Origin of the sequence: Arthrobacter sp. AFG7.2 (assembly GCF_002892835.1) — a bacterium.
GTDB lineage: Bacteria > Actinomycetota > Actinomycetes > Actinomycetales > Micrococcaceae > Arthrobacter.
This window is the reverse complement of sequence record NZ_PJMB01000004.1, coordinates 257359-282027: the sequence shown is the minus strand read 5'-3', so window position 1 is coordinate 282027 and position 24669 is coordinate 257359. Positions and strand designations below refer to the sequence as shown.

Annotated in this window: 23 protein-coding genes; 15 read left to right on the top strand and 8 right to left on the bottom strand. The window is 66.4% G+C overall.

Features of this window, described 5'->3' with window-relative positions; translation table 11 throughout:
- Positions 1-22: 22 nt before the first annotated feature.
- From CXX84_RS09690 to CXX84_RS09680, 3 genes are all read right to left on the bottom strand, one after another.
- On the bottom strand, positions 23-1906 hold the full coding sequence (locus CXX84_RS09690) for a bifunctional sugar phosphate isomerase/epimerase/4-hydroxyphenylpyruvate dioxygenase family protein (RefSeq protein WP_102976488.1): 1884 nt from the start codon (positions 1904-1906) through the stop codon (positions 23-25).
- Entirely contained in the window at positions 1906-2787 is an 882-nt protein-coding gene (locus CXX84_RS09685; protein WP_102976487.1) for a shikimate dehydrogenase, read from the bottom strand. The genes CXX84_RS09690 and CXX84_RS09685 overlap by 1 nt, the downstream gene beginning before the upstream one ends.
- Positions 2788-2924: 137 nt before the next feature.
- Positions 2925-3752: an IclR family transcriptional regulator gene (locus CXX84_RS09680; protein WP_189337556.1), complete on the bottom strand. Its 828-nt coding sequence runs from the start codon at positions 3750-3752 to the stop codon at positions 2925-2927.
- Between the two features lie 232 nt (positions 3753-3984).
- Between CXX84_RS09680 and CXX84_RS09675 the strand changes: the two genes are divergently transcribed.
- From CXX84_RS09675 to CXX84_RS09655, 5 genes are all read left to right on the top strand, one after another.
- Positions 3985-5304 (top strand): MFS transporter, encoded by a 1320-nt coding sequence (locus CXX84_RS09675; RefSeq protein ID WP_102976486.1) that lies wholly within the window; start codon positions 3985-3987, stop codon positions 5302-5304.
- Between the two features lie 226 nt (positions 5305-5530).
- Complete coding sequence (locus tag CXX84_RS09670) at positions 5531-7057, top strand: ABC transporter substrate-binding protein (RefSeq protein WP_102976623.1); 1527 nt, start codon at positions 5531-5533, stop codon at positions 7055-7057.
- Positions 7058-7081: 24 nt separating this feature from the next.
- The gene (locus CXX84_RS09665; RefSeq protein WP_102976485.1) at positions 7082-8023 is read left to right on the top strand and encodes an ABC transporter permease; all 942 of its coding nucleotides are present in this window, start codon (positions 7082-7084) and stop codon (positions 8021-8023) included.
- Positions 8016-8846, top strand: coding sequence for an ABC transporter permease (locus CXX84_RS09660; RefSeq protein WP_102976484.1), 831 nt, complete (start codon positions 8016-8018; stop codon positions 8844-8846). The genes CXX84_RS09665 and CXX84_RS09660 overlap by 8 nt, the downstream gene beginning before the upstream one ends.
- Positions 8843-10462: an ATP-binding cassette domain-containing protein gene (locus CXX84_RS09655; protein WP_102976483.1), complete on the top strand. Its 1620-nt coding sequence runs from the start codon at positions 8843-8845 to the stop codon at positions 10460-10462. The genes CXX84_RS09660 and CXX84_RS09655 overlap by 4 nt, the downstream gene beginning before the upstream one ends.
- Positions 10463-10467: 5 nt before the next feature.
- Here CXX84_RS09655 and CXX84_RS09650 read toward each other — a convergent pair whose 3' ends face one another.
- Positions 10468-11544: an ATP-dependent DNA ligase gene (locus CXX84_RS09650; RefSeq protein WP_102976482.1), complete on the bottom strand. Its 1077-nt coding sequence runs from the start codon at positions 11542-11544 to the stop codon at positions 10468-10470.
- 55 nt (positions 11545-11599) lie between these two features.
- A complete protein-coding gene (locus CXX84_RS09645) occupies positions 11600-12523 on the bottom strand; it encodes an AEC family transporter (protein WP_102976481.1) in 924 nt (307 codons plus the stop codon).
- A gap of 162 nt (positions 12524-12685) precedes the next feature.
- Between CXX84_RS09645 and CXX84_RS09640 the strand changes: the two genes are divergently transcribed.
- The 4 genes from CXX84_RS09640 (at position 12686) to CXX84_RS09625 (ending at position 17109) form a co-directional block, all read left to right on the top strand.
- On the top strand, positions 12686-13726 hold the full coding sequence (locus CXX84_RS09640) for a TIGR03885 family FMN-dependent LLM class oxidoreductase (protein WP_102976480.1): 1041 nt from the start codon (positions 12686-12688) through the stop codon (positions 13724-13726).
- Entirely contained in the window at positions 13723-15417 is a 1695-nt protein-coding gene (locus tag CXX84_RS09635; RefSeq protein ID WP_102976479.1) for an alpha-amylase family protein, read from the top strand. Before CXX84_RS09640 ends, CXX84_RS09635 begins: the two co-directional genes overlap by 4 nt.
- Positions 15418-15455: 38 nt before the next feature.
- The gene (locus tag CXX84_RS09630) at positions 15456-16685 is read left to right on the top strand and encodes a pyridoxal phosphate-dependent aminotransferase (protein WP_102976478.1); all 1230 of its coding nucleotides are present in this window, start codon (positions 15456-15458) and stop codon (positions 16683-16685) included.
- A gap of 187 nt (positions 16686-16872) precedes the next feature.
- Positions 16873-17109: a hypothetical protein gene (locus tag CXX84_RS09625; RefSeq protein ID WP_102976477.1), complete on the top strand. Its 237-nt coding sequence runs from the start codon at positions 16873-16875 to the stop codon at positions 17107-17109.
- A gap of 80 nt (positions 17110-17189) precedes the next feature.
- Here CXX84_RS09625 and CXX84_RS09620 read toward each other — a convergent pair whose 3' ends face one another.
- The 3 genes from CXX84_RS09620 to CXX84_RS09610 all read right to left on the bottom strand — a co-directional run bounded on the left by CXX84_RS09620 (position 17190) and on the right by CXX84_RS09610 (position 18854).
- A complete protein-coding gene (locus CXX84_RS09620; protein WP_102976622.1) occupies positions 17190-17477 on the bottom strand; it encodes a MoaD/ThiS family protein in 288 nt (95 codons plus the stop codon).
- Positions 17478-17484: 7 nt separating this feature from the next.
- A complete protein-coding gene (locus CXX84_RS09615) occupies positions 17485-18591 on the bottom strand; it encodes a WD40/YVTN/BNR-like repeat-containing protein (RefSeq protein ID WP_102976476.1) in 1107 nt (368 codons plus the stop codon).
- Positions 18592-18653: 62 nt separating this feature from the next.
- Positions 18654-18854, bottom strand: a complete 201-nt coding sequence (locus CXX84_RS09610; protein ID WP_102976621.1) for a hypothetical protein — start codon at positions 18852-18854, stop codon at positions 18654-18656.
- Between the two features lie 291 nt (positions 18855-19145).
- Between CXX84_RS09610 and CXX84_RS09605 the strand changes: the two genes are divergently transcribed.
- From CXX84_RS09605 to CXX84_RS09580, 6 genes are all read left to right on the top strand, one after another.
- Positions 19146-19958: a hypothetical protein gene (locus tag CXX84_RS09605; protein WP_102976475.1), complete on the top strand. Its 813-nt coding sequence runs from the start codon at positions 19146-19148 to the stop codon at positions 19956-19958.
- 105 nt (positions 19959-20063) lie between these two features.
- Positions 20064-20888 carry a class F sortase gene (locus CXX84_RS09600; RefSeq protein WP_223253048.1) on the top strand — a complete coding sequence of 275 codons (825 nt, stop codon included), beginning with the start codon at positions 20064-20066 and terminating at the stop codon, positions 20886-20888.
- Positions 20885-21403 (top strand): universal stress protein, encoded by a 519-nt coding sequence (locus CXX84_RS09595; protein WP_102976474.1) that lies wholly within the window; start codon positions 20885-20887, stop codon positions 21401-21403. The genes CXX84_RS09600 and CXX84_RS09595 overlap by 4 nt, the downstream gene beginning before the upstream one ends.
- A 283-nt stretch (positions 21404-21686) precedes the next feature.
- Positions 21687-22037, top strand: a complete 351-nt coding sequence (locus CXX84_RS09590; protein ID WP_102976473.1) for a metal-sensitive transcriptional regulator — start codon at positions 21687-21689, stop codon at positions 22035-22037.
- 60 nt (positions 22038-22097) lie between these two features.
- A complete protein-coding gene (locus tag CXX84_RS09585) occupies positions 22098-22337 on the top strand; it encodes a heavy-metal-associated domain-containing protein (RefSeq protein ID WP_102976472.1) in 240 nt (79 codons plus the stop codon).
- A 26-nt stretch (positions 22338-22363) separates the two neighbouring features.
- A complete protein-coding gene (locus tag CXX84_RS09580; protein WP_102976471.1) occupies positions 22364-24664 on the top strand; it encodes a heavy metal translocating P-type ATPase in 2301 nt (766 codons plus the stop codon).
- Positions 24665-24669 lie beyond the last annotated feature (5 nt).

The window sequence follows — 24669 nt, the reverse complement described above, 5'->3', positions numbered from 1 at the left end:
TGAATGGTGCTTTTCCCGTTGCTCAGGTGCGATGCAGCGAGTCGTACTGAACTGCGTGCCGGACGGGGGCGTTGGGCGCCCCGTACCCGTCGTAGTTGCCGCGGCGCTCCACCATCTCGAAGAACACACTGCCCACGGTGGCGGTGTAGAAGTGGAGGAATTCGCCGTCGGCGTCCCGGTCATACAGGAGGTTGAGTTCCTTCAGGGTGGCCAGGAACCCGGGTTCAAGATCGAACCGGGCGTCCAGGTCCTCGTAGTAGTTGGCCGGGATCTGCAGGAACTCCAGCCCCCGGTCCTGCGCCGCCCGGGCCGTGGCCACGAGGTCGTCCACGGCGAACGCGATGTGTTCCTGGTATGTCTTGCGGACGGTCTGTGTACCTTGTACCGCGGCCTGCTGCGCCGGCGCCAGGTTCAGGACAAGCCGCACCGCGGCGTCGGACGTCTGCATGACCTGCGAGCGCACCAGCCCGCTGGGGCTGGGCACTTCCGCGAACGGCTGCGGTTCCAGAGCCAGCGCACTGGTGTAGAAGAGGACGGCTTCGTCGAAGTGCTGCCACGGCTGGGCGAGGTTTACGTGGTCGATGACCGCGTTCTGTGCCTGGCCCGTGCGCTCCAGGCCCTCTCCGAACTCGTGCGTCCAGGCCGCCGTGCCGTCAGGGCTGCCCTGGCACAGGAAGATTTCGGTGGAGTCCGGCGCTGCGATTCCCTGGAAGACTTCCTCGTCGGCCTGCACCCTGCGGGCCACCACCGGGGCCTTGAGCTGCTGTGCGCGTGCGGAGGCGATGACCGGTGAAGCGACGTCGAATCCCAAAGCGGCGATCGCCGGCTCGGCGTGTGAGGCCGCCTGTTCGTTGATGATCACCCGCGCCTGGCCCATGGTCCACAGCTGCACGTCCTTGGTGCGGTGGCGGCCCTCGAACGCGAAGCCAAGCTGCCCCAGGAGCTTTTCGAGCTGCACGGTGTCGTCGGCTTTGACCTCGGCAAAGTTGAAGCCGGCCGGTTCGCTCACCTTGGGCAGCGTGGCGAGTTCCATGGGATAACGACGGCGGGACGCGGCGCCGCTACTGGCGGCACCTTCCGGGCCGGCTGCCAGCCAGTTGGCGCTCTGTTCCTCCAGCCAGATGAGGGACCGCATGGCATCCACCGCTGTGCGGTCCACGTCGGACTGCCTGAAGACGTCGTTGAAGACCTCCAGGGAGACCGGTCCGGTGTAGCCGGCGCGGACCACGTGGCCCATGAATTTGGCGAGCTCAAACTGTCCCTCGCCCGGGAAGACGCGGTAATGCCGGCTCCAGGACAGCACATCCATGGAAAGCTTGGGCGCGTCGGCCACCTGGACAAAAAAGATCTTCTCCGCATCGATCTTCTCGATTGGAGCCGTGTCCCAGTCGCGGGACAGGATGTGGAAGGAGTCCAGGCAGGTGCCGAGGTTGGGGTGGTCCACCATCTCCACCAGGCGGTACGCGTGCTCGTAGTCGTTGACGTACTTGCCCCAGGCCAGGGCCTCGTAGGCGACCTTCACGCCGTGGTCCCCTGCCAGCTCCGCAAGTTCGCTGAGCTGGGAGGCCCGGAGGCCGTCGTCGTCGATGGTGGCCGTGGCGACGTTCGTGCACACCAGGATGGTGTCCATGCCCAGGCGGGACATGAGCTTGAACTTTGCCTCCGCGCGCCGCAGGTTGGCCTTGAGCAGGTCCGGTGTGACGCCGTCGAAATCCCTGAACGGCTGGTAGAGGTCGAGTCCCAGGCCGAGGTCAGCGGCCATGGTGCGGACGTTTTCCGGGCTCAGCGGCGAGGTGACCAGGTCCTGCTCGAAAATCTCGATGCCGTCGAAGCCCGCGATGGCACAGGCCTGCATCTTTTCCTTCAGGGTGCCTGAAAGGCAGACTGTGGCTATTCCGGTGCGCATCAGGCGGCCACCTCCTCGGCGGCCACAAGCTCCAGGAAGTGCGAGCGCATGCGGTCCGGGTCCGGTTCCAGGCCAGTGAAGATACGGAAAGCGTCGGCGGCCTGGCCCACCGCCATGCGGCCGCCGTCAAGGACTTCGCAGCCCTTGGCCCGGGCACCGCGGACGAGTTCGGTGTCGATGGGGCGGTAGACGATATCCGCCACCCAGTGCCGGGATTCCAGCAGGCCAAGATCCAGCGGGACGCCGGGGTGGGCAGCCATGCCCACCGGGGTGCAGTGCACCAGGCCGTCGGCCAGCGGCATGAGCTGCGGCAGCTCCGCCGTCGTGCGTGCCGTGACCGTGCTGTCCGGAAAGAAGCCGGCCAGCTCTGCAGCACGGGCTGCGCCGCGGGCAGCGTCCATGTCCACAAGATCCAAGTGTCGGACCCCGGCGGTCAGCAGGGCGTAGGCGACGGCGGAGCCGGCGCCGCCGGCGCCCAACTGCACCACCCGGCCCAGCTTTGCCGCGGGAAGGCCCGAAGCGAGGGCTGCGGCGAAGCCGGAAAAGTCAGTGTTGTGGCCGACAAACCGGCCGTTCTCGATGACAACGGTGTTGACGGCGCCGAGCCGTCGCGCGTCCACGGAAACCTCGTCCAGGTGCTGCATGACCAGTTGTTTGCAGGGGTGGGTGATGTTCAGGCCGTTAAACCCGAGGCTGCGGGCGCTCTCCAGGAGCTTGCCCACGGATTCAGCCGGCAAGTTAAGTTCCAGGAGGTCGATGGGCCGGTACAGGTAGCGCAGGCCCTGCACATCCCCTTCACGTTCATGCATGGGCGGGGTGAGTGACGGCATCACGCCATCGCCGACCAGTCCCACAAGGTAGGACTCAGTTCGATTACTCATCCGTGCAGCTCCTTTGGTACGGCACCGGATCCTGCCCACGCAGGGGCGGCGGTTCCGGTGTTAGGGATTACGATACAACACTTGTTCATTTGGCGCACTAGTGTTCAACATGCGAACATCGGGGCCGGCGGCCCGGTTTAGCGCTGCGGCAGTCTCGCAGCAAGCTCGGCAGCGGCCTCCTGCAGCAGGGGCACCTGCGCAACCAGTTCCTCGACGCTGAGGCGGAAAACGGGTACCGCCGTTGCGAGCGAGGCAAAGGCGTGCCCCTGGGAGTTGAAGACCGGGACCGCCACGGCACGCATGCCGAGCTCATTTTCTTCATCCATCAGGGCGTACCCGCGGCCGCGGACCCGCTCGATTTCCGCCCGGAAGGCGTCCCGGTCCGTGATGGAGAACTCCGTCAGCGGCTCAAGCTCCAGCTCCTCCACCAGGCGCTGCCGCTCGCCGTCGTCCGCGAATGCCACCAGCGCCTTGCCCACGGACGTGGTGTGCAGGGCGCCCAGGTGGCCGGGATCGCTGGTGACGCGGAACGTCTGCGGACCATCCACCTTGTTCACCGTGAGGTGGTGGTGGCCGTCGCGGACACTGAGGATAGTGGCCTCGCCCGTCTGTTCCGTAACGCGCCGGAGGACCGGCAGCGCCGCACCCGCAAAGCCGTGGTGATTGGAGACCCGCTGGCCAAGCTGGAAAATGCGCAGGCCCAGGTGGTACCGGCGGCCGTCGGGCTCATAATCAACGAACCCGTCGCGGGTCAGGGACCCCAGCAGGCGGTAGGTGGTGCTGAACGGCAGCTCCGCCCGCCGGGAGATTTCCGCGGCGCTGGCTCCGCGCGGCTCGTCACCCAGGAGGACCAGAAGACCCAGCGCTTTGCCCACCATGTCAGTGCGGTCCGCCTTGGCCGGCTTAGCGTCGGCTTTGATATCGGCAGCCACGTCTTCATCGGCTGTGGTTTGCTTCACACTCATAACTCGATGTTGCCACATCGTGAGAGTTATTTCTAGATGGTGATTATTTTCTTGACAGGTGACCGCGCTCACAGTCATTATTGCTGTATCGCACAAGTAGCTCTCACAATGTGGCTACTCGTCCGGGTCTTCCATCGGACTCCAGCCGCAACGCGCCCCGCCCGCACCAAGGCAGCGGCGGCTGCGACCCCCCAGATCCATCCGCGACAATGTCGTCACACAAAGGAACTCCATGAGCCAGACACTTCCGTCCGCCGGAACGGACACTGACACGCACGGCCGCACACCCAGGAAAGCGGCCGTTGCCAGCTTCCTGGGCAGCGCCGTCGAATACTACGACTTCTTCATTTTCGGCTCCGCTGCTGCATTGATCTTCCCCACGGTTTTCTTCCCGGATGCTGACGCGAACGCGGCGATCATGTCCTTCGCAACGTTCGGTTTCGCCTACGTGGCCCGTCCCGTGGGCGCCGTCATCCTGGGCCACTTCGGCGACAGGGTGGGCCGAAGGAAAGTCCTGATGTTCACCCTCCTGCTGATGGGCGCCTCCACCTTCCTGATCGGCTGCCTGCCGGACTTCAACACCGTCGGCTGGTGGGCCCCGGCCCTGCTGGTGCTGGCCCGGCTGTGCCAGGGCCTTTCCGCCGCCGGCGAACAGGCCGGCGCCTCCTCCATGACACTGGAACACGCCCCGGACAACCGCCGCTCCTTCTTCACCTCCTGGACCCTTACCGGCACCCAGGGCGGCCAGATCCTCGCCGCCCTGGTCTTCATCCCCGTCCTGGCCCTCCCGGACGAAATCAAGTACGGCATCGGCTGGCGCATCCCCTTCTGGCTCAGCGCCGTCGTCGTTGTTGTTGCGTTCATCATCCGCCGCACCCTGCACGAGCCGCCGGCCTTCGAGGAAGCCCAGAAGTCCGCCCAGATCTCCAAGCTCCCGGTTGCCGACCTGCTCAAAGGCCACTGGCGCGACGTGCTCCGCGTCATCTGCTGCGCCTTCATCGCCGCCGTCTCCACGGTGTTCGGCACCCTGGCCATCAGCTACGCCAAGACCGTCGCCGGCGTGGACGGCACCACCACCCTGTGGCTCGTGGTCGGCGCCAACCTCGTGGCACTCGGCACCCAGCCGCTGTTCGGCATGCTGGCGGACAAGATCGGCCGCAAGCCCGTCTTCATCTACGGAGCCCTGTCCAGTGCCGCGCTCACCCCGGCCTTCCTGCTCAGCCTGGAATCCGGCAGCGTCCCGCTGATGTTCCTGGCCGCCATCGGCATGTTCTCCTGCGGCTACGCAGCTTCAAACGCCGTCTGGCCGTCCTTCTACGCCGAGATGTTCAGCACCAAGGTCCGCTTCTCGGGCCTGGCCATCGGAACCCAGCTTGGCTTCCTGATGGCAGGCTTCGCGCCGGCAATCGTGGCCGCAATGGGCGGCATCAAGCCCGGCGGCTGGGTCCAGATCAGCATCTTCACCGCAGTAATCGCCGGCATCGCCGCCATCTCAGCGCTGACGGCCAAGGAGTCGTACAAGATCCCCACCCAGCAACTCGGCCTCAAGTAGCTCCGCCGGAGCCGCTTCCGCTCCTGTCCTGCTCCTTTTCGAAAGCCCGCCGTTTCCACCCGGAACGGCGGGCTTTCCCGTGGACGCCCGCCAGCCACGTCATGGATTCACGGTTTGCGGAAAGGGAAGGCTACCCTAAGTCGTCCCCTTTTCTATTTCTGCCCTTCCCCGAGGCAGCCCTGCAAGGCGGTTTCCTGTGCGTTCGATCCTCCGTCCCCGCGTCCTGATGGCTGTGGCAGCCGCCCTGGCCCTCACCGGCTGCGGCTTCAGCGGCACCCAGACCCAGTCCACCCAGCCCAGCGCTGCGGCGGATACCAGCCAGCGGATTGTGGTGGACAACTTCCGGGCACCCGTCGCCAACTGGGCCGTCGAGTCCGACGCCGCCTACATCCTGTCCCTCTCGGGCTGCCTCGAGACCCTCACGAAGTACGATCAGGCCGAGGGCAAAGTGGTCCCCTTCCTGGCGACGGAATGGAAGCAGTCGTCGCCCCTGGACTGGGACTTCAGCCTCCGCCAGGGCGTTACGTTCCAGGACGGCACCGAACTCACCGCCGAGTCCGTGGTGTCCGCCCTCAACCACGTCCTGGACGCAAAGGTCCCCGCCCGGGCGTTCAACCGGACCATGATCAGCAGCGTCACCGCGCTGGACGCGGAGACCGTCCGGGTCAGCACGCCCGCCGAGAACCCGCTGGTGCCGTACCGGCTGGCCAGCGTCAACACCGGAATCCTGGCACCTGCCGCCTACAAGGCCGAGGGCCTGGACCCGTTCGGCCACTGCACCGGGCCCTTCACCCCCGTTTCCGAGAAGGCAAAGCAGTCCCTCACGCTGGACCGCAACGAGAATTACTGGGGCGGCGGCGTGCAGCTCGCGGGCGCCGAGATCCGCTTCATCACCAATGGCGCCACTCGCGCCGCCCAGGTGCAGACCGGCGAAGCTGACATCTCGCTCAGCATCCCCGTCGCGGGGCTCGCGGCGCTGAAGGCGGACGACGGCGTCTCCGTGCTGGGTGCCGATTCCCCCCGCACTGCCACGCTCTACATGAACAACGGCCGTGCGCCGCTGGACAACGTTGACGTCCGCAAGGCCATTCGCGAGGCGCTGGACCTCGACGCCCTGGCAGCCAGCGTCTACGAGGGTGCCGCCCTGCCCGCCACCGGACCGTTCGCGCCCTCCGAGCCCTGGGCAGGCGAAAAGCAGGACAAGCAGCAGCAAAACCTGGAGGACGCCCGGAAGCTGCTCGCCAGTTCCGGCTACACCGCCGACCGCCCCCTGGAAATCATCGCCATCGTGGAGCGCGCCGAATTCGCCGACGTTGCCGCCGTCGTCCAGGAAAACCTGAAGAACATCGGCATCCCCGTCTCCATCCAGTCCAAGGAATACGCCTCCGCCGAGCCTGACGTCCTGGCCGGCAACTACGACATGCTGCTCAGCCAGCGGAACCGGCTGATCGACATCGCCGATCCCATCGGATTCCTCACCGCCGACTACACGTGCAAGGGCACCTACAACCTGAGCCACTTCTGCGACCCGGAGTACGACCGGATCATCGCCGAAGCCGCCACAACAGTCGACACGAACGAACGCTACAAGCTCTACGCAGAGGCAGGGCAGATCCTTCAGGACAAGGCTGTCAACGCCTGGCTGGTCAACGAGCAGGCCACGGACGCCATCCGGACCAATGTCCTTGGCTACGTGCAGGACCCGCTGTCCCGCTATGTGCTGACTGCGAAGACGGCCAAAGCCGCCTCCTAGTCCCTCCCCGAAAACCCGCCGCGAATGCTGCAGTTCATCACCAAACGGACGGCCACCCTGGTGGCCGCCGTTGTGGTGTCCTCTTTTGCGGTGTTCCTGATCCCGTACTTCACGCCGGGTGATCCCGTCCGGAAGATCATCCGGTCGCGGGTTGCGGGGGACGCCATTGACGAGTCCGCAGTGCAGGGCCTCAGCGAGAGCCTTGGCCTGAACGATCCCCTGGCCGTCCAGTACTTCCGCTGGCTCGGGGACTTCTTCAGCGGCGACATGGGACTCTCCTTCGTCAGCCGCACGCCGGTGGCAGAGCAGGTGCTCCCGGCCCTCTCCGTCACGCTCAGCCTGGTCACCATGGCCCTGGTCCTGGCCGCGGCCATAGCCCTCCCGCTGGGGATCGTCGCGGGACTGCGCCCGGGAAGCACCGCGGACAAGGCCATTACCGCCGTCACCCAGGCGCTGATTGCCATGCCGGAATACTGGGTGGCTCCCGTGCTGGTGCTGGTCTTTGCCCTGAAGCTGTCCGTCCTGCCCACGGCCGGATGGAACGACCTCTCGTCCGCCGTCCTGCCCGCACTGACGCTGGCTCTGCGTCCCATCAGCTTCTTCACGTCAGCTGTACGGACCGGCATCATCGATGCGGCGGCGGCCGAGCACGTGCCCGCCGCCCGCGCCCGGGGGCTGAGCCAAGGCCAGGCCATACTCCGCCACGTGGTGCCGAACGGGCTGGTGCCGCTCTCCACCCTGTTCGCCGTCTGGTTCGCCGGCCTGCTGGGCGGATCGGTCATTGTGGAGGTCATTTTCGCCGTGCCCGGCATGGGAAGGCTGCTTTTCGACGCCGTCGTCAACAGCGATATCCCGCTCGCCCAGGGCGGCGTGGTGGTAGTGGTGGCCCTCGCCGTCGGCGTGACCACGCTGGCGGATTTCGTGCACCGCTTCCTCAGCCGCACGGTGGGAGCTTCCCTTGCGTAAACAATTCAACGTCACCACACTGGCCGCGGCCGTTCTTGCCCTGATTGTGCTGGCGGTCCTGCTCGCCCCGTGGATCTCGCCCTACCCGCCGGCGGAGCAGAACCTGGCCGAACGCCTGGCTCCACCTTCAGCGGGGCACTGGCTGGGAACGGACAACCTCGGGCGGGACACCCTGAGCCGGATCCTCGAAGGGGGCAGGTTCTCCATGTCCGTGGCCGCCCTGGCCACGCTGCTGACCTGCCTTCTGGGCGTGGGGATCGGCATCCTGAGCGCCAGGCGGCGGGGCTGGGTGGATGAGTTCCTGACCCGCACCAACGACGTCCTGCTGGCATTGCCGGAGATGGTGGTGGCGCTGTTCATCGTGGCGGCGCTGGGTACGGGCTTCGGGCCGCTGCTGCTGGCGCTCGTGGTCACCGGCTGGACGCCCTTCGCCCGGCTTGCCCGCACGCTGGCCTACGATGTCTCGGCCCGGGGCTTCGTGGACGCTGCCCGCGTGGTGGGCTGCACGCCGCGGTTCATCATCTTCCGGCACGTTCTGCCGCACCTCGCAGCCCCGGTCCTGGGCCAGGCGACGCTGCGGTTCGGGCACCTGCTCATCAGCGTGGGCGCCCTCTCCTACCTGGGCCTGGGCGTCCAGCCGCCGCAGTCGGACTGGGGCTCCATGCTGGCGGCGGCCCAACCGTTCGCGGACCGCGCGCCGCTGGGGATCCTCGCTCCCGGCCTGGTCATTTTCACGGTTGCCCTCTGCGTGACCCTGATCGGCCAGCGGGCAGCCCACATGGCCGCGGCACCGCTGCTCATGCCGCAGATGGCGGAAAAATGAACCCTGTGAACGCGGGCCTGGTCCTGGACGGCCTGCAGGTGGGCCACAAGACTCACGACGGCGGGACGTCCGGCGGACCCCTGCTTTCCGATGTTTCCCTGTCCGTGGAACCCGGCGAATTTGTGGCCCTGGTGGGCAGTTCCGGCTCCGGCAAGACGCTGACCGCCATGTCCTGCCTGCAGCTGCTGCCGCCCAGCCTGGGCATCACCGGCGGTTCCATCCGGCTCGGGGACCTGGACCTGACCCGCGCTTCCGAGCACCAGCTCAACTCGGTGCGCGGCGGCCGGCTTGGGATGCTGTTCCAGCAGCCCAAGCGGATGTTCAACCCGAACCGGACCATTGAGCAGCACCTCAAAGAACCGCTGCGCCTGCATGCCGGCCTGCGCGGCTCGAAGGCGCGCAGCAAGGCACTGGAGCTGCTCGAGGAGGTGGGCTTCGCCGATCCTGCCAAGGGAATCCGCGCCTATCCCCACCAGCTCTCCGGCGGCATGGCCCAGCGCGCCATGACGGCCGTGGCCCTGGCCGGGCAGCCCGGGATGCTGCTGGCGGACGAGCCGACGTCGGCGCTGGACAAGGTGCTGGAGCGCCAGATCCTGCAGCTGCTGGACCGGGAGCGCCGGGAACGCGGCCTGGGGATTCTCTACATCACCCACAACATCGCGTCCGTTGCCGCCTACGCAGACCGGGTGCTGGTGATGAACGCGGGCAGTATTGTTGAGGCGGGTCCCGCCGGGGAACTCCTCACCAGGCCCAGGACGGACTACACCCGCGAGCTGCTGGCGGCCGCGCGCCTGGCGCCGGAATCCCGCCGCCGTCCGCCCTCCAGGGAGCGCGACATCCTGGTGCTGGACGGCGTAGGCAAGCACTTCGGATCGCGGCGGAAGCTGGGCCACGCCGCGCTGCAGGACGTTTCGCTGACCCTCAAGCGCGGGGAGATCCTGGGTGTCCTGGGCCAGTCCGGGTCCGGCAAGAGCACCCTGGCCAAGGCCATTGTGGGCCTGGAGGCGGCGAGCACAGGCTCCATCTTCCGGCAGCTGGACACAGCGGGACCGCGTGAAGGCACCGCCGTGCAGCTCGTGTTCCAGGAACCGCACAGCGCTTTTGACCCGCGGATGACGCTGCGCACCAGCCTGCAGGCCCCGCTGCGCCCAAGCCATGATCTTTCACCGGAACAGCGTGACGAGCGGATTGCGGCCGTGATGGCCGAGGTCGAACTGGATGCCGCCTTGCTGGACAAGCGGCCCGGCCAGTGCTCAGGGGGGCAGCTGCAGCGCGCCACGATCGCGCGTGCCCTGCTGCTGGAACCGCAGGTCCTGATCTGTGACGAAGCAACCTCGGCACTCGACGCCCTCACGCAACGCACCATCCTGAACCTGCTGCTGCGCCTGCAGCGTGAACGGAACCTGTCCCTGATTGTCATCTCGCACGACATGGATGTGGTCCGGTACATGTGCGACCGGGTTGCGGTCCTGCTGGAGGGGCGCGTCGTGGAGGTGGCGGAAACAAAGGACTTCTTCGCGGCGCCCGGGCACCCGCACAGCCAGGCGCTGGTTCAAGCCTCGATTCCGTGCCGCGCGGACGGCCTCTGGAGCGTACTGGACGTGGCGAAGCCCTAGGCGCGTCAGGGCCGGCCCGTCGCCAGCACGGACGCCAAGTCGAAGTTGACGGGTTCCTCAAGCTGGGCATAAGTGCATGACTCCGGTTCCCGGTCCGGCCGCCAGCGGTTGAACTGCGCCGTGTGGCGGAACCGGTCGCCTTCCATGTGGTCGTACCGGACCTCCACCACCAGTTCCGGACTCAACGGCACGAAGGACAGGTCCTTGCCGGCGCTCCAGCGGCTGCCTTCGGCGTTCCGCGGGGTCCTTTCGCCTTCCTCCTGCTTGCCCCAGGCCCACGGGTGGCCCTCAAAATCCGTGACCAGCGGCTGGAGTTGCTCGTACAGCTCCTTCCGGCGCTTCATCGGGAAGGCGCCGATGACGCCCACGCTCGCCAGGCCGCCGTCGTCCTTGTACAAGCCGAGCAGCAGCGAGCCGATGGCGTCCGGCCCGCTCTTGTGCAGGCGGTAGCCGGCCACCACACAGTCGGCGGTGCGTTCATGCTTGGTCTTGAACATCACCCGCTTATCGGGTTCGTACCGGCCATCCAGCCGCTTGGCCACGATGCCGTCCAGCCCGGCCCCCTCGAACTGGTTGAACCACTGGCCGGCCGTGTCCTTGTCCGTGGTGGCGGCGGTGAGGTGGACCGGCGCTTTGCTTGCCGAGAGCGCCTTCTCGAGGGCCGCCCGCCGCTCGGTAAAAGGCCGTCCCGTGTAGTCGTCGTCGCCAAGGGCCAGCAGGTCGAACGCCACAAATGAGGCAGGTGTCTGCTCTGCGAGCAGTTTGACCCGGCTCGCCGCAGGATGGATGCGCTGCTGGAGGGCGTCGAAATCCAGCCGGTCGCCCGAGGAACCGATCAGGATGATCTCGCCGTCCACAACGCAGCGCGGCGGCAGGTTCTCCTTCAGCGCCTCGACCAGTTCCGGGAAGTAGCGGGTCATGGGCTTTTCGTTCCGGCTGCCGATCTCCAGGTCGTCGCCGTCCCGGAAGATGATGGACCGGAAGCCGTCCCACTTGGGCTCATAGCTGAGCTCTCCTTCAGGGATGCCGCTGACGGCCTTCGCGAGCATGGGCGGGACGGGCGGCATCACGGGAAGTTCCATGCTGCCCATTCTTGCCCGGCAACCGCCGCTCGCGGAAGCCCAACGCGCTGGCGTCCTACCCGGCCAGCAGCCAGACGATGAGGATCAGCGCCGGGGCGGCCGCCGCCGTCGAGAGGAGAATCGTTTCGCGGGCCACGGCGACTCCCCGCCCGTATTTGCCCGCAAAAAGGAACACGTTCTGGGCCGAGGGAAGCGCCGCCATGAGCACCACGCCCAGGAGCATGTGCTGGTCCAGGTTAAACACAAAGCGTCCGACGACGAACGCCAGCGCCGGCATCACCGCGGACTTCAGCGCGGTGGCCGTAAGGATTTCCGCCGTGTGGCCGCCGCTTTGCAGCATGCGGGTGCCATGCAGCGACATGCCGAAGGCCAGCAGCACCACCGGGACCGCCGCGCCGCCCAGGAGAGTCAGCGGCGCCATCACCGGATCCGGAAGCTCAACGTTGAAGGCCGCCAGCACCACGCCCAGCAGGGAGGCGATGATCATGGGGTTCCGGAACGGCTGGGTGAGCAGCAGGCGGGGCGAAAACCGGCCGGCCCCGGAGAGATCAAGCACGGTAAGGACCAGCGGGGCGAACAGGAGCAGCTGGACCAGCAGGACAGGGGCCACCGGGGTTGCATCGCCCAGGGCGTACAGCGTGATGGGAATGCCGATGTTGTTGGCGTTGACGTAGGAACTGGCCATCGCACCGATCGTGGTCTCGGCCAGCGGCCGGCGGAACCACAGCCGGCTGGCCAGGACATACAACAGGGCTGTGGCAACCGCCGTCATCAGCGCCAGCGGAACGTACGCGGAGAAGACCACGGTGAGGTCGGATTCCAGGACCACCGTGAACAGCAGGACGGGGTTGGTGATGAAGAAGGCAGTACGGGTCAGCGCCGAAACCGTGGGCTCCCCACCGAGTCCGCAGCGTGCGGCGATATACCCCACGGCAATCACGACGCCGATCACCGCCAGCCCGATCAGCACACCGCCCACGAGTGGTTCTTCCTTTCAGTTCCGCTCCTGCGCAGGAGTTCCGGGATGCGCAGTACTACAAGTGACAAACTTATCTGACAAGTGGCCGGCGGGGGCTTCGTGTCCTGGCGTCAAGACAGGCAGCCCTCGACACGGCACCACCGCAGACGGTAGAGGTTAACGATGGTTACCGTCGGCTTCCACGCCTCCCACGAACAAATCAGTCCCGGCCAGCTGCTTAAAGACGTCCAGCACGCTGAACAGGCAGGATTCGAAGCCGCCATGTGCTCCGACCATATCGAGCCGTGGTCCGCCAGGCAGGGACACTCCGGCTTCGCCTGGTCCTGGCTGGGGGCAGCGCTGGCCACCACCAATTTGCGCTTTGGCGTGGTGACGGCACCGGGCCAGCGGTACCATGCGGCCATCATCGCGCACGCCTCGGCAACGCTGGCGGGCATGTTTCCGGACCGCTTCTGGTTCGCCCCGGGCAGCGGCGAAAACATGAACGAGCACATTACGGGGGACGGCTGGCCCGCCAAGGACATCCGCCAGCGCCGGCTCGAGGAATGCGTTGACGTGATCCGGCAGCTGCACCGCGGCGAAGAAGTCACCCACCGCGGCCTGGTCACCGTGGAGCAGGCCAGGATCTGGGACGTTCCGGACATTCCTCCGCCGCTCATTGCTCCCGCCGTCAGCGTGGACACCGCGCGCCGGGCGGCCGCCTGGGCGGATGGCCTGGTCACGGTGAACCAGCCTCCGGAAAAGCTTCGGGACATGCTCGCCGCCTACCGGGACAACGGCGGCCGCGGCAAAGCCGCCCTGCAGGTACATCTGTCATGGGCCGGGACCGAGGAAGAAGCAGTGGCCACCGCCCTGGACCAGTGGAGGACCAACACCTATCAGCCGCCCATCCCCTGGGACCTGCCCACGGCCGGACACTTTGACCTCGTGGGGGAGCACGTCACAGAGGAGCAGGTCCGTGCAACAGTGAACATTTCAGCAAGCCTGGAACAGCACCTCGACTGGCTCTCCGGGTACGCGGAGCTGGGCTTCGACGAGCTCTACCTGCACTTTGTCGGCCAAAAGCAGGCTCCGTTCATCGACGCGTTCGCCGCGAAGGTCCTGCCGCAACTGCGCACTCCCGGCGGCACCACTAACGGAACCCCCGCTGAGCCCCAGCTTGTCGCCTCCGCTGCCGAGCCGGCGTCGGGCACTTCGGCATGAGGATCGCCGAAACTTCAGACCTGTGGTGGAAGAACGCCGTCATCTACTGCCTCGACGTTGAGACGTTCTTTGATGACGACGGCGACGGCACAGGCGATTTCGCGGGCCTCACCCAGCGGGTGGACTACCTCGCGGCATTAGGTGTGACCTGCATCTGGCTAATGCCCTTTTACCCCTCGCCGGACCGGGATGACGGGTACGACGTGACGGACTTCTTCACCGTGGATTCCCGTCTGGGCACCATGGGGGACGTGGTGGAGTTCATCCGGGCGGCCAAGGACCGGGGCATGCGGGTCATCGCCGATTTCGTCGTCAACCACACCTCCAACCAGCACCCCTGGTTCGTGGAGGCACGGAAGTCCACGGACAATAAGTACCGCGACTACTATGTGTGGCGCAGCGACACTCCCCCGGACACATCCTCGGAAGTAGTGTTCCCGGGCGAAGAAGACTCCCTGTGGGAAAAGGACGACACCACCGGCGAGTGGTACCTGCACATGTTCGCCAAGCACCAGCCCGACCTTAACGTCGCCAACCCCGCCGTACGCAACGAAATTGCCAAAGCCATGGGGCTCTGGCTGGAACTGGGGCTGGACGGTTTCCGACTGGACGCCGTGCCCTTCTTCCTGGAAACCCGTGGGCAGCCCAGGGATGAAGCCGCCAAGCTGGATCCGCACGGTTCCCTCGCAGCGCTGCGCAGTTTCGTGAGCCGCCGCAACGGCAGCGCCGTGCTGCTGGGAGAAGTCAACCTGCCGTACAAGGAGCAGGTGGAGTACTTCGGCGGACCGGACGGAAACGAACTCAACATGCAGTTCGACTTCATGTCCATGCAGCACATCTACCTCTCCCTTGCCCGCCAGGATGCCCGGCCCTTGGCAGAGACTCTGAAGAGCCGTCCTCCGCTGCATCCGGACAACCAGTGGGCCATGTTCGTCCGCAACCACGACGAACTCACCCTGGACAAGCTTACGGACGGCGAGCGCCAGGAGGTGTTCGCCGCCTTCGGGCCGGAAAAGAACATGCAGATCTACGGGCGCGGCCTGCGCCGGCGGCTGCCTCCCATGCTCGGCGGCGACCAGGGGCGGCTCAGGATGGTGTACTCGCTCATGTTTTCCCTGCCCGGAACACCCGTGCTGTTCTACGGCGAGGAAATCGGCATGGGCGAGGACCTGGGCCAGAAAAGCCGCGCCGCAGTCCGTACCCCGATGCAATGGAACAACGAGAAGAATGGCGGATTCTCCAGCGCCAAAGCAGCCGACCTCGTGGCCCCCGTGGTCCGGGGCGACTATGGTCCTGAAAACGTCAACGCCGCGGCCGCCAAACGCGATCCGGACTCGCTGTTCAACTTCATGAACACGCTGATCCGGCGCTACCGGGAATCAGCTGAGCTGGGCTGGGGAGAATTCGCCACCATCGACCAGCCCGAACCAGCCGTCTTCGCCCACACGCTCAGTTCGGACGGCGGCGTCCTGGTGCTCCTGCACAACTTCGGCGAGGACCCGGTAAAAGTTAGCGGCTCGGTGGGCGCCGGAGACGGGCCGCGGAATGCATTCAAGGACGCCATCCTGCTGGACCTTTTCGACGGCGACAACATTCCACTGGAGCCCGGCGGCGGCTTTACCGTGGAGCTGGAGCGGTACGGGTACCGCTGGTACCGCGTGCACCGGAAAGGCGACCGGCTGGCGCCGTGAGCGGACGCCGGCGTCGTCCGTTTGTGAAAAAATCAACCATGCGCCCCATGCAGCACTCCAGCAAGCTCCAGAACGTCCGGTACGAACTCCGCGGACCTATCCTCCAGGCTGCCAAAGCCATGGAGGCCGAGGGGCACCGGATCCTCAAGATGAATCTTGGGGACACGGCCCCGTTTGGCCTGGAGACGCCGGAGTCCGTGGTGGTGGATATGATCCACCACCTGCGGGGTGCCCAGGGGTACAGCGATTCGAAGGGGATCTTTTCCGCCCGGACCGCCATCTCGCAGTACTACCAGACGCGCGGCCTGATGCAGATCGGTGTGGAGGACATCTTCGTTGGCAACGGCGTCAGCGAGCTCATCTCGATGTGCCTGCAGGCCTTCATGGAGAACGGCGACGAGATCCTGGTCCCGGCGCCGGACTATCCGCTGTGGACTGCCGCCGTCACGCTCACCGGGGGCGAGCCGGTGCATTACCTCTGCGACGAGGGGGAGAACTGGTGGCCGGACATGGCCGACGTCGAGGCCAAGATCACCAGCCGTACCAAGGGCATTGTGATCATCAATCCCAACAATCCCACCGGCGCCGTCTACCCGCGGCACATCCTGGAGCAGTTTGCGGCACTGGCCCGGAAACACCACCTGGTCCTGTTTTCGGACGAGATCTACGAGAAGGTCCTCTATGAGGAAGCGCAGCACATCCACACCGCCGCCGTGGCCGAGGACGTCTGCTGCCTGACGTTCAGCGGCCTGTCCAAGGCCTACCGGATGCCCGGCTACCGCGCCGGCTGGGTGGCCGTGACCGGGCCCCTCGCCGCCACTGCGGCCTACCGTGAGGGGCTGGAGCTGCTGGCCTCACTGCGGCTGTGCCCCAACGTTCCCGCCCAGCATGCCATCCAGACCTGCCTTGGCGGCTACCAAAGCATCGAGGCGCTGGTGCGGCCCGGCGGCAGGCTCCGGGAACAGCGGGATCTCGCCTACCAGCTCCTGACGGAGATCCCGGGCGTGACGTGTATTCCCGCGGCGGGGGCCATGTACCTGTTCCCGCGCCTTGATCCGGAGCTCTATCCCATCAGCAGCGACGAGCAGTTTGTCCTTGACCTGCTGAAGGACCAGAAGATCCTCGTTTCGCATGGCTCTGCCTTCAATTGGCCCACGCCTGACCACTTCCGCTTCGTGATCCTTCCATCCGTCCTGGACATCCGGGAGGCTGTGCACCGCATTTCCACTTTCCTGGCGGCCTACCGCAGCAGCGTCGAACTGCCGTAGGGCTCCGAAGCCGCTCGCGCCGTCGAGCCTTGCCCTGTTGTTGTGCCCGATGGCCTGCCCGGGAAACAACTCCGGCGCGAAGAACTAACCCGCGCCTAACCGCCGGGAAACGCAGGCGCAACATTGCCCGGGCACAGTTGATTCTGCAGGCAAGAGCCGGCACCAGCCCCAGCCGAGAGGCCCCGCCATGAAGCAGAAAGCGACACCACATGTAACCCGGGTCCGCGCCCTGGACCAGCTCCACCGCGGCGACGAGATAGAAGCCCGCCTGTCCGTCGGGCCCTCCTACGATGACGTGGTGATCCGCCGCGGGAGCGTCCAGGAAACAGCTCCGGGCATCGGCGTCATCTGGATCCTGGACCGGCTCACCGGCCTGCGTAAAGCCGTCAATACGGACGAATGCAGCGTCTGGCTGGTTGCCTGACGCCATACGGACACCGCGCAGCGGGTGAAGCCACGATGGGCTGCCCGCCGCGCGGCAGCCTCCCGACCCGTAGCGCTTCCCTAGCCTCCGGCAACGGACTGGATGACCAGCACTTCCTGCCCCGGCGCCACCTCGGTGTCCAGGCCCTGCAGCCGCCGGACCTCGTCTCCGCCCACATACACGTTCACGAAGCGCCGCAGTGCGCCGGTCTCGTCACGGAGCCGCCGGCCCAGCACTGCGAAATCCGAGGTCACCGCATCCAGCAGTTTTCCCACCGTTACCGGCCCGTCGGCGGGCGCAGTCAGGACGGACTGCCCGCCGGCCAGTGGCTGCAGGACGCTGGGAAGCACCACCTTGATGTCCCCCACGGCGCTGTCAGGCACCCGCTACCACGGCCGCCCGGACACACAGCACGTCCGGAAGGTGGGACACCACCTCCTGGAATGTCCCGCCCTCGTCCGCGCTTGCGTAGACGGTGCCGCCGCGGGTTCCGAAATAGACTCCGGCCGGCTCAGCCGTGTCCACGGACGCGGCGTCGCGCAGGACGCTGTTGTACTCCCCGGTGGGAAGGCCGTTGCTAAGCCTTGTCCAGCTGGACCCGGCGTCGTCCGTCCGGTGGACGGCGAGCTCCCCATCCGGCGGGATACGTTCGCCGTCAGCCTTCAGGGGGACCACCCATGCCGTGCCTTCGCGGCGGGGATGGGTCAGCATCACAAAGCCGAAGTCGGCAGGCAGGCCCTCCGCGATGGAGTTCCAGGTCTCTGCGTTGTCGTCCGTGCGGTAGACGCCGTGGTGGTTCTGGGCGTAGAGGCGGCCTTCGACGGCGGCATCCCCCGCGATCTTGTGGACGCACTGCCCGAACTCCGGGTTGGGGTCAGGCATGAAGTAGGCCGAAATTCCGCGGTTGCGCGGCTCCCAGGAGGCGCCGCCGTCGAGGGAGCGGTAAACGCCTCCGGTACTCATGGCCACGTGGACTGTTTCCCCGGCCGGATGGACCACGATGGAGTGGGCGGCGGCACCGCCGTAGCCCGCGCCCCACTCGCTGCGGTGCGGATGGTCCCAAAGGCCCCGGTTCAGTTCGAAGTGCTCACCGCCGTCGGTGGACTTCCAGACCGATATGGGTTCCGCCCCGGCCCATACGACGCCGGGACGGGACTGTGCGTCCGGATAGATCTGCCAGATGCGCTCCAGCGCGGCACCGGTGTCCTCCGGAAACTTGACGGCGCCCTGCTCCGGCTCCGACCAGGTGGCACCCAGGTCGTCGGAGTGTGCAACGGTGGGACCCCAATGCTCGCTGCGGACCCCCACCATGATCCGGGTCCGGCCTTCCCTGGTGTCAATACCGATACTGGGGATCTCGCTCATCAGGAAATGCGGGCCGGTGAAGGACCATTGACGCCTGTCCGGGCTGGTCGCCAGCCACAGGCCCTTCTTGGTGCCGATCGCTAAGACAAAACTCTCTGCGGTTGTCATGCCCACCATGCAACCACCGCCCCCGGTGACCCGCAACGGTTTTTTCCTCCCCGTGCAGGCCCGCGGAAGACTCAGTCCACAAATTCAGACTGGGTTTCGATGAAGTCCCAGTCCGCCGGAGTCAGGACCCCGGCGGGATTGTCGGGGTGCGGCCCGCCCGCTTCCGCAATTCCCTGGAGCACAGGCAGGGGCAGTTCGTCGGCACGAAGGTTCTCCCGCAGCCATTCCTTGCTGGCCAGGTCCAGATCCAGCCACCACATGAAGATTTCCATGAAACTCACGCACCTTTCGTTGCTCCAACATTAAGCGCGCCCGGATCGCCGGACAAGGTACCCGCCCGGCGTGCAGGTAGCCAGTGCTTTAGTCCCTTCACGATGCGGGTACCCGCAAGTAACCACATTGACCCGGTACCGGAAAAGACGAGTACCCCCTACTCAGGATCGGTTCCGGCTGGCCACCTAGCCTGAAATCTCAAGCAAGCTGACCGTGCTGCTGGGGCATTCGCCGCAAGTGCTGGCCCTCCCATCATGGTCCGTTTCACATCAAAACCTGGGGAGAAAACAATGAAACGTACCTTTGCCGCTTTGGGGGTCGTCGGGCTGGGGCTGATCAGCGTGACGGCACCGGCCATGGCAGCGCCTGAAAGAGTCATCGTCTGCCACAGCGACGGCGGCAGCTGGAAGCCGCTGGAATTCAATGTCAACGGCCTGGCAGGCCACGATCAGCATCCGCTGGACATCATTCCGCCCACATCCACGTCGCCAGGCAAGAACTGGACGGACGCCGGAAAGCTTCTCTACGCCGACAAATGCGCGGCGTTGCCGCCGGGCGAAACGCTGCCGGAGGTGAACCCGCCCGCTGACGAGGTGGACCCGCCCGCTGACCAGGTCGACCCCCCGGCTGACCAGGTCGACCCCCCGGCTGACCAGGTCGACCCCCCGGCTGACCAGGTCGACCCCCCGGCTGACCAGGTCGACCCGCCGGCTGGTGAGGTGGACCCGCCCCCTGTCGAAACTCCGACGGACACTCCAGTAATCGATCCTCCCGGGGAGCAGCCAGTCGTCGTCGAGCAAACCGGGACGGAGCAGCCAACCGCCGGGACGTCCGCACAAACTCCTGCGGCTGAACAGCCGGCAACTGCTGTCCCGGCCGCCGCGCAGGCCAAGACCGACAAGCAGCAGGGGCGGCCTACGGCAGTTACAGGCGCCTCCCCCGCCGCCAGCTCGCTGGGAACCAACCAGGGGTACAACGCGCAGACCGCCATCGGTGGCTCTGAGAGCGCCCCCTCCTGGCTTGCTGGACTGGGAGCTTTGGCAGCGGCAGGAGCGGCGGTGGCACTCCGCCGCCGGACGCGTCCGTTTACCCCGGCCGGCTAAAGCGCGCCGCCACTAAAGCGCTGAGCCCCTAGACAAGGAAGGCGTCCTGCCAGTGCCCGGTGGGGCGCCTTCCTTCCTTTCCATCTCGAGCCATTAGGAGCCACCATGGCGACGGTTCGCAGCCGGCACAGTGCAGACACGAAGGGCCCGCGGCGGCGCTGGAGCCGGGGGGATCTGGCAATTCTCCTGTGCGGTGTCCTGGCTTTCCTGGCCATAACCTTCGGCGCACCCCTGTCCAGCCACATGAACACCGCTCCAGGTGGCAACGGCTCAGGCCCCCTGCCGGCCGCGGGGTCCGCGCCCACATCAGTTCCTCCCGGGCCGGCCCCGATCGCCGCAACTGGCAGATCAGGAGGCGTCCCTGAATCTTCCGGGCCTGCAACGGCTCCTGCCCCGCAACCCGTGCTCCCCGAAGCAGCCGCCCCGCTCCGCATCCGCTACCCGTCGGCAGGCTTCGAGGTGCCGGTGCACCGGATGGAACTGGATGGCGCGGCACAGTCCAGCCAAACCATCGTGCCGCCCGAAACGAAGGACGGCTACTGGCTGGCAACGTTCGGGATGCCGGGGAACGGGTCTGCGAATACAACCTACGTGGTCGGACACAGCTGGGATGGGGCGGATGCTCCCTTCAACCAGCTCAGCTCCGCAGCGCAGGCGGGTGACCGCTTTGACGTGGACACTGCTGCCGGCAGCATGTCCTACCAGGTGGAAAGCGTGGCAACCTACCTGAAGTCAGGCCTGAAGGACAGCCCGATATGGGACATAGTGCCCAACAGGCTTGTCCTCATCAGCTGTTACACCGAAGACCCGTGGGGCAAGAACGTGGTGGTCACCGCCGCCCCTGCGGGCCCGGCGGCTCCGGCCAACCAGGGCAAACAGGCCTGCCCGGCCTGTTCAGACGGCCTTGAGCGGGCGGACAATGGGCTATGACGTCCGAGGGATTCAGCGGCACGGCGCCTCTGCTGGTGGGGATCATGCCCAAGCAGCATCCGGAGGTCCTGCACACTGCCGCGACGCTCGCGGCACAGCTGGGTGCTCCCCTGGTCTGCGCCTATGTGGATGAGGCCAGCTACCTCGTGGACTGGGACCCCGCCCGGTCCGCCCACCGGCTTTCCCTCCATCCGGATGCAGACGATGAGGACATCCGTGCCCGGACAGTGGAGCTGAGAGAAGTCATCGAAACGGCCGTGGCGAAAGTTCCGGCGGCAGCCAAACCGGTGGAGTGGTCGCTGCGGACGCTCACCGGCAGCTCGGGCCGCGCCCTGGCGCAGCTGGCTGCAGAACTGGACGCGCCCATGATCATTGTGGGCACCCCGGAGCGCGGCTTCTCCCATCGGCTTGCAGAAGCATTGAGCGGATCGGTAGGCGCGTGGCTCAGCCATCATCAAAGCAAGCCCGTCCTTGTGGTCCCCTATCGGATGCCTGCCCATGAGGACCGGCCCTGACCCCGGCGACCGTATCCCGGCACTTTCATGAGCTGCGAAAAATAAAGCGAAAGTAGTTATTCAGCCAGGTAGCGGACTCCGCTTCCACCCACTAAGCTGAAACAAGCAAGAACGGTCTGTCTACCTGAAAGCCGGATTTGCCCAAAAGCTGCTCCGGAGTGCGTATCCCCCAATAACGCACTCCGGAGCTTTTTTGTGCCCACAGCGGTTTGGACCGTACGCCTGCGCCTATACCCCTATGGGGTACTTGATTCGATACCCCCGAGGGGTATAAGATCGTCATATGAAAACGACGGAAGAAGTGGCAGTAACTGCGCCTGCATCCGCGCAGGAACAGGCGCAGCACGGCTATACCGGCAACAAAGAGGCCTACCTCCGCAGGCTGAAGCGGATCGAGGGCCAGGTCCGCGGGATCGCGCGCATGGTGGATGAGGATAAGTACTGCATTGACATCCTCACCCAGGTTTCAGCCGTCACCAAGGCCCTGCACGCCGTCAGCCTTGGGTTGGTGGAAGAGCACATCGGCCACTGTGTTGTGGGCGCCGCCGCCGAACCCGATCCTGAAGCCCGCGCCGAAGCAATCGATGCCAAGGTCAAGGAAGCCGCCGACGCCATCGGCCGCCTGCTCCGCTAGTCCCCCCCCGCTACCCGCATTCATTGGCCGGCTACCGCCGGCCGCACTGAAGGAGTAACCATGAGCACCACCTCCCCCACCACCACCACCGTCAGCGTGTCCGGAATGACCTGCGGACACTGCGTCTCTGCAGTCAGCGAAGAACTTGAAGCGCTGGCCGGCGTCGAAGAAGTAGGCGTGGAACTGAACGCCGGAGGCATCTCCACAGTGACCATCACCTCCAGCAAGGAACTCTCCCCTTCGGAGATCGGCGAGGCAGTGGCCGAGGCCGGCTACCTGGTCGTTGCCAACGACGCCTAGAGATTCCCCAGGATCAAGGACCCCGCATGAGCAACCAGGAACTCCTCCACCAGCCCGCCACCCGGGTAGTGGAACTCGACATTGAGGGCATGACCTGCGCCTCCTGCGTCAACCGGGTGGAGAAGAAACTCGGCAAGCTCGACGGCGTCCAGGCCTCGGTCAACCTGCCCCTGGAATCAGCCCACGTCACCGTCCCGGCCGGCATCTCGGATGAGCAGATTGCGGCCACTGTGGAAGCCGCAGGTTACAAGGCGACGATTCGCCGGCCGCCAGAGGCCAAGGCAGGCACTGAAACGCCTGCACCCGCTGAGGTGCCTGCGTCCCGGCTCCGGCCGCGCCTGGTCCTTGCCGCGCTCCTGACCGTTCCGGTCTTCGTGATCTCCATGGTTCCCGGGGCCCAGTTCCCGCACTGGGGCTGGGTGGCAGCGCTGCTGGCGCTGCCGGTGGTGACCTGGGCGGCCTGGCCTTTCCACCGGGCAGCAGCCATCAATGCCCGCCACCTCGCCTCCACCATGGACACCCTGGTGTCCATCGGCGTGACGGCGGCCTACCTGTTCTCGGCGTGGCAACTGGCGGCCGATCCCCGGATGACTGAACACCCCGGAATGGAAGGCATGGAGACCGGCGGCCTGTATTTTGAAGTGGCCGCCGTCGTCACCACCTTCCTGCTCCTGGGCCGGTACATGGAAGCCAATGCCAAACAAAAGGCCGGTGACGCCCTGCAGGCCCTCCTGAACCTGGGTGCCAAGGATGCCACCATCCTGCGTAACGGGCAGGAACAACTGATCCGGGCCGACCAGCTGCAGGTGGACGACGTCCTGGTGGTCCGGCCCGGCGAAAAGATAGCCACCGACGGCGTGGTCACGGACGGGGATTCGGCCGTCGACGCCTCACTGGTGACCGGCGAGTCGGTCCCGGTGGAGGTCGGGCCGGGCAGCCGCGTCACGGGGGCCACCATTAACACGTCGGGCCGCCTGCTGGTCCGCGCAACCCGGGTGGGATCTGAGACAACCCTGGCGCAGATGGCGCGGCTCGTGTCGCAGGCACAGACCGGCAAGGCTCCCATCGCGCGCCTCGCAGACCGTATCAGCGCAGTCTTTGTTCCGGTGGTGTTGGCCATCGCCGCACTCACGTTCGTGCTGTGGCTGCTCTTCACGGGGCCGGAGGTGGGCAGCGGTGACCTCCGCGCGGCCTTTACCGCCGCCGTCGCCGTCCTGGTGATTGCCTGCCCCTGCGCACTGGGCCTCGCCACCCCTGTTGGCCTCCTTACCGGGACCGGACGTGGCGCCCAGCTGGGCATCCTCATCAAAGGTCCGCAGGTCCTCGAGGACACCCGCACCGTTGACACGATCCTGCTGGACAAGACCGGCACCGTGACCACGGGCGTCCTGGCCGTGGACGCAACGGACGCCTTCGACGGCTTCGGCGAGCGCGAGGTGCTGCGTCTGGCCGGCGCCGTAGAGTCAGCATCAGAACATCCGGTGGCCAGGGCGATCGCTGCGGCAGCCATCGCGGATACCAGGGAACTGCACACAACGGACGACGGCGGCGCCCTGCCTGCGGTCCAGGGCTTCCGTTCCGCTCCCGGCGGCGGCGTTACCGGAACCGTCAATGGCAGGGTGGTAACAGCCGGCCGCACCGGCTGGCTGGAACAGAACGGGATCGGCGTTACGGAGGAGCAGCAGGCGTCGCTTGCAGCAGCGGAAGCCACCGGCGCCACGGCCATCTGGATTGCCGTGGACGGAACCGCCGCCGGCATCATCAGCCTCCGGGACACCGTCAAGGAAGGCTCGGCCGCTGCAATCGAACGCCTGAGGCGGCTTGGTTTGCGGCCCATCCTGCTCACCGGTGACAACGCTGCCGTGGCAGCCCAGGTGGCGGCCGCCGTCGGTATCGCCAAGGAGGACGTCTACGCCGGCGTCCTGCCTGAGGGGAAGGTAGAGGCTGTGCGCAGGCTCCAGTCCGGCGGCGCCACCGTGGCCATGGCCGGGGACGGGGTCAATGACGCAGCTGCACTGGCCCAGGCCGACCTGGGGATTGCCATGGGCTCCGGCACGGACGTGGCCATCGAGGCCGCGGACCTGACCGTGATGGGCAATGACCTGGCCCAGGTGGCGCAGGCCATCGAGCTCTCGCGCAGGACCCTTGCCACCATCAAGACCAACCTGTTCTGGGCGTTCTTCTATAACGCGGTGGGCATCCCGGTGGCGGCCCTGGGCCTGCTCAACCCGATGATCGCGGGCGCCGCCATGGCCGCCAGCTCAGTTCTGGTAGTGGCCAACTCGCTGCGGCTCCGGAGCTTCGGAAAGCAGACGCAGGGCGGGTAGCCGCG

Coding starts and splice junctions, on each gene's coding strand:
- CXX84_RS09690 (WP_102976488.1), bottom strand. CDS start 1,906: ATGCGCACCGGAATAGCCACAGTCTGCCTTTCAGGCACCCTGAAGGAA.
- CXX84_RS09685 (WP_102976487.1), bottom strand. CDS start 2,787: ATGAGTAATCGAACTGAGTCCTACCTTGTGGGACTGGTCGGCGATGGC.
- CXX84_RS09680 (WP_189337556.1), bottom strand. CDS start 3,752: ATGAGTGTGAAGCAAACCACAGCCGATGAAGACGTGGCTGCCGATATC.
- CXX84_RS09675 (WP_102976486.1), top strand. CDS start 3,985: ATGAGCCAGACACTTCCGTCCGCCGGAACGGACACTGACACGCACGGC.
- CXX84_RS09670 (WP_102976623.1), top strand. CDS start 5,531: ATGGCTGTGGCAGCCGCCCTGGCCCTCACCGGCTGCGGCTTCAGCGGC.
- CXX84_RS09665 (WP_102976485.1), top strand. CDS start 7,082: ATGCTGCAGTTCATCACCAAACGGACGGCCACCCTGGTGGCCGCCGTT.
- CXX84_RS09655 (WP_102976483.1), top strand. CDS start 8,843: ATGAACCCTGTGAACGCGGGCCTGGTCCTGGACGGCCTGCAGGTGGGC.
- CXX84_RS09650 (WP_102976482.1), bottom strand. CDS start 11,544: ATGGAACTTCCCGTGATGCCGCCCGTCCCGCCCATGCTCGCGAAGGCC.
- CXX84_RS09640 (WP_102976480.1), top strand. CDS start 12,686: ATGGTTACCGTCGGCTTCCACGCCTCCCACGAACAAATCAGTCCCGGC.
- CXX84_RS09635 (WP_102976479.1), top strand. CDS start 13,723: ATGAGGATCGCCGAAACTTCAGACCTGTGGTGGAAGAACGCCGTCATC.
- CXX84_RS09630 (WP_102976478.1), top strand. CDS start 15,456: ATGCGCCCCATGCAGCACTCCAGCAAGCTCCAGAACGTCCGGTACGAA.
- CXX84_RS09625 (WP_102976477.1), top strand. CDS start 16,873: ATGAAGCAGAAAGCGACACCACATGTAACCCGGGTCCGCGCCCTGGAC.
- CXX84_RS09615 (WP_102976476.1), bottom strand. CDS start 18,591: ATGGTGGGCATGACAACCGCAGAGAGTTTTGTCTTAGCGATCGGCACC.
- CXX84_RS09610 (WP_102976621.1), bottom strand. CDS start 18,854: ATGGAAATCTTCATGTGGTGGCTGGATCTGGACCTGGCCAGCAAGGAA.
- CXX84_RS09605 (WP_102976475.1), top strand. CDS start 19,146: ATGAAACGTACCTTTGCCGCTTTGGGGGTCGTCGGGCTGGGGCTGATC.
- CXX84_RS09600 (WP_223253048.1), top strand. CDS start 20,064: ATGGCGACGGTTCGCAGCCGGCACAGTGCAGACACGAAGGGCCCGCGG.
- CXX84_RS09595 (WP_102976474.1), top strand. CDS start 20,885: ATGACGTCCGAGGGATTCAGCGGCACGGCGCCTCTGCTGGTGGGGATC.
- CXX84_RS09590 (WP_102976473.1), top strand. CDS start 21,687: ATGAAAACGACGGAAGAAGTGGCAGTAACTGCGCCTGCATCCGCGCAG.
- CXX84_RS09585 (WP_102976472.1), top strand. CDS start 22,098: ATGAGCACCACCTCCCCCACCACCACCACCGTCAGCGTGTCCGGAATG.
- CXX84_RS09580 (WP_102976471.1), top strand. CDS start 22,364: ATGAGCAACCAGGAACTCCTCCACCAGCCCGCCACCCGGGTAGTGGAA.